Annotated in this window: 5 protein-coding genes; 2 read left to right on the top strand and 3 right to left on the bottom strand. The window is 65.1% G+C overall.

Annotated elements, in window-relative coordinates:
* Together ACMO6A_RS06300 and ACMO6A_RS06295 are read left to right on the top strand one after the other, a co-directional pair.
* On the top strand, positions 1-529 hold a 529-nt coding region (locus tag ACMO6A_RS06300; protein ID WP_418470921.1), incomplete at its 5' end, for an SdpI family protein.
* Entirely contained in the window at positions 522-800 is a 279-nt protein-coding gene (locus tag ACMO6A_RS06295) for a hypothetical protein (RefSeq protein WP_035577784.1), read from the top strand. The genes ACMO6A_RS06300 and ACMO6A_RS06295, both read left to right, overlap by 8 nt.
* 19 nt (positions 801-819) lie before the next feature.
* Here ACMO6A_RS06295 and ACMO6A_RS06290 read toward each other — a convergent pair whose 3' ends face one another.
* The 3 genes from ACMO6A_RS06290 to ACMO6A_RS06280 all read right to left on the bottom strand — a co-directional run.
* On the bottom strand, positions 820-1,590 hold the full coding sequence (locus ACMO6A_RS06290) for an energy-coupling factor transporter transmembrane component T family protein (RefSeq protein WP_021409674.1): 771 nt from the start codon (positions 1,588-1,590) through the stop codon (positions 820-822).
* On the bottom strand, positions 1,587-2,435 hold the full coding sequence (locus tag ACMO6A_RS06285; RefSeq protein WP_114519731.1) for an energy-coupling factor ABC transporter ATP-binding protein: 849 nt from the start codon (positions 2,433-2,435) through the stop codon (positions 1,587-1,589). The genes ACMO6A_RS06290 and ACMO6A_RS06285 overlap by 4 nt, the downstream gene beginning before the upstream one ends.
* A partial coding sequence (locus tag ACMO6A_RS06280) for an energy-coupling factor ABC transporter ATP-binding protein (RefSeq protein ID WP_418470920.1) occupies positions 2,432-3,023 on the bottom strand: 592 nt, incomplete at its 5' end. The genes ACMO6A_RS06280 and ACMO6A_RS06285, both read right to left, overlap by 4 nt.

The raw sequence follows: 3,023 nt of genomic DNA, 5'->3' as shown, positions 1-3,023 counted from the left end.
CATCGGCAGCAGGTTCGAAAGCTTCACCGCGCCCGCTCTCGCGCTTGCGTTCGGCCTGTTCATGATGTTGCTTACGAGGTTCGGCGACGAAGGCAACCGCGCAACCATGATGAAGCTGACCGTCGGCATGCAGGCGATCTTCATCGCCGTGACGGTGTTCGCATCCCTGAACATCCTGTCGCACGACGTTTCGGATATCTCCCTCGGCGCTCCCGACGCCGGCATGTCGAAGATCGCCGCTTTCGTCATCGGCGCCACGCTGCTGTTCCTCGGCTACCTCATGCCCAAAGCGACCCGCAACTCGGCCTTCGGCGTTCGCCTGCCGTGGACCCAGAAAAGCGATGCCGCGTGGCAGAAAGGCCAGCGCTTCGGCGCGCGCACGTCCATCCCCGCCGGCATCCTCATGATCGTCTGCGGCATCCTCTTCGACGGCGATCTCGCATTCGCCGCCACCATGGTCGTTTTCGCAGCCTGGGCGCTCATCAGCATCATCGGCTCGTACTTCGTGTGCAAGGACATCGATGACTGAGCAGTTGGCGAATCTCCACCGTTTGTTCGAGAGCTTTCCGCTCAGGCCCATACACACATCGCCGCTTATCCACAAAGCAAACGACTACTATCACTGGAGCTACGAAGACCGGCGATACCTTTTCAACCGAATGTTCGCCTTTATACGGCACTGCCCCATTTCCTACCGCACCTTCATCGTCGAAAAGCGCCTATGGGAAGACAACTATCAGCTCACCGGTCGTTTAGCACGCGACCTCCACGCGTTTCGCGGGAAGCGGTTCGCCGGCTAGCGAACCGCTTCCGCAGCCGTTACAGCAGCACCCCCAGGGCCACGGCGATCGCAACGAGCGCGAGGGATCCCGCCATCGCGGCCACGTCGGCTGCGACGAATGGGTACTCCTTGTAGCCGCTCGCCGCGGTGCGCAGGTTGAAGCCGCGCACCTCCGCGGCGATGGCGGCGCTGTTGGTCTTGCGCACCGACGACACCAAAAGCGGCACGCACAGCGGCACCATCAGGCGCACCTTCCGCACGATGCCGCCCGCGTCGAACTCCACGCCGCGCGCCGTCTGCGCTTCCATGATGCCCTTCATGTCGTTCATGAACATCGGGATGAAATGGATGGTGGACGTGAAGGTGAACGCGTACTTGTACGGCACGTGCAGCACCTTCACCACGGCATTCGTGATGTCGTTCATCTTGGTGACGTAGAACACGAGGAACAGCGGGATGGCGGCAGCCACGAGGCGCACCACCGTGGTCAACGCCGCCAGCAGACTGCCCGTGCCGACGTAGCCCCACGGCAGCTCTACCAGCACCGCGCCGCTGGGCGTCGTGATCACCTGCACTACTGCCAAGATCAGCGAGAACGCGAACACCGCCTTCGCCAGACCGATGGCGGGCCTCACCATGCCGCACGTCGCGGCCAGCGCGAAGCCTGCCGCCAGCAGCACGGCCAAGAACGCGAGGTTGCTGGAGCAGAAGCACGCGAGCGCGAACGCCGCGGCCGCCGCCAGCTTGGCCACCGGGTTCATGCGATGCAGCGGACTGGTGCCGGGCACGTATTCCAGAAACGAGCTCATGCGCACACGCTCCTTTCGCTCATCCGAACTTCCTCCATGACGGCCGCGGCCATCTCGTCCACCGTGTTGGCGCGGCCGACGGGCCCGTCCGCGAGGCGCGGGATCTCGCGGCCCAGCTCAAGCGACAACTCCACGATCTGCGGCGGGACGAGCGAGGCGCGCTCGAGCGTTTCGCGGTTGCGCAGCACGTCGAACGTGGGAGCGTCGTCCACCACCTCGCCGCCGCTCATCACGATGCAACGCGCCGCGTAATCGGCCACCACCTCCATATCGTGGCACACCATGACCACCGTGGTGCCTCGCTCGTGGATGCGACGGATGATGTCCATGACCTTCACGCACTCGCAATAGTCCAGGCCGGTGGTCGGCTCGTCGAGCACCACCACCGGCGGCGCGAGCACCACGATGGACGCCAACGCCAACAGCTGGCGGGCGCCGCGGTTCAACAGGAACGGGTCGTCGTCGGGGTCGAAGGCGAACTCTTCGACGATCGCGTCGACGCGCGAGTCGGCGTCCGGCCCGTCCAGCCCCAGCGCTTTGAAGCCGAACAGCAGCTCCTCGCGCACCGTGTTGCAGCAGATCTGGCTGTCGGGATTCTGGAACAAAAAGCCCACGCGGCGGGCCAGCTCGCTGGTGCGCAGGTCGCTCGTGGGCACGTCATCGATGAGCACCTGGCCGGCATCGGGTTTGAGCAGACCGTTCATCAGGCGCATCGTGGTGGACTTCCCCGCCCCGTTCGTGCCGACGAACGCGACGAACTCGCCGTCGCGGATGGTGAAGCTCACGCCTTTCAGGATGGGAGCCGACCCGTCGTAGGACGCGTGCACGTCGCGGAACTCGATCATGCGAGCACCTCCTTCAACGCCTCGCGCGCCTCGCGCACGTTGCGGACGGGCGCGCCGGCGTACAGGCCTTCAGCGCGCAGGCGGTTCATGAGCGTGGTCGAACGCGGGCAGTTCACGCCGATGGCTTTCAGCTCGTCCGAATGTTCCAGCACCTGCGCGGGGGCGTCGGCGAAGCGTATCTTCCCCTCGTCGACGATGACCAGCATATCGGCGTACTGGGACAACAGCGCGATCTTCTGCTCCACCACCACGACGGTGGCGCCGTGCTCGCGCGCATAGCGCGCCAAGAGGTCGAACACAGTGCGCGAACTCAGAGGATCGAGTTCGGCGGTAGGCTCGTCCAGCACGAGCACCCGCGGGTTCAGCGCTAGGACGGATGCGATGGCCACCTTCTGCTTCTGCCCGCCCGACAGCGACGAGATCACGCGGTCGCGCACCTCGGAGATGCCCATGTCGGCCAGCGCCTGCGCCACGCGATCCTCGATCTGGTCGCGGGGCACGCCGAAGTTCTCCAGGCCGTACAGGATCTCGTCCTCCACGACCGACGTGACGAACTGGCTGTCGACGTCCTGGCAGACGCTGCCCACC

The organism is Eggerthella sp., from assembly GCF_048329335.1.
Taxonomy (GTDB): Bacteria; Actinomycetota; Coriobacteriia; order Coriobacteriales; family Eggerthellaceae; genus Eggerthella; species Eggerthella lenta.
The sequence above is the reverse complement of the archived record's forward strand: the minus strand, read 5'-3'. Positions and strand labels throughout refer to the sequence as shown.

Coding starts and splice junctions, on each gene's coding strand:
- ACMO6A_RS06295 (WP_035577784.1), top strand. CDS start 522: ATGACTGAGCAGTTGGCGAATCTCCACCGTTTGTTCGAGAGCTTTCCG.
- ACMO6A_RS06290 (WP_021409674.1), bottom strand. CDS start 1,590: ATGAGCTCGTTTCTGGAATACGTGCCCGGCACCAGTCCGCTGCATCGC.
- ACMO6A_RS06285 (WP_114519731.1), bottom strand. CDS start 2,435: ATGATCGAGTTCCGCGACGTGCACGCGTCCTACGACGGGTCGGCTCCC.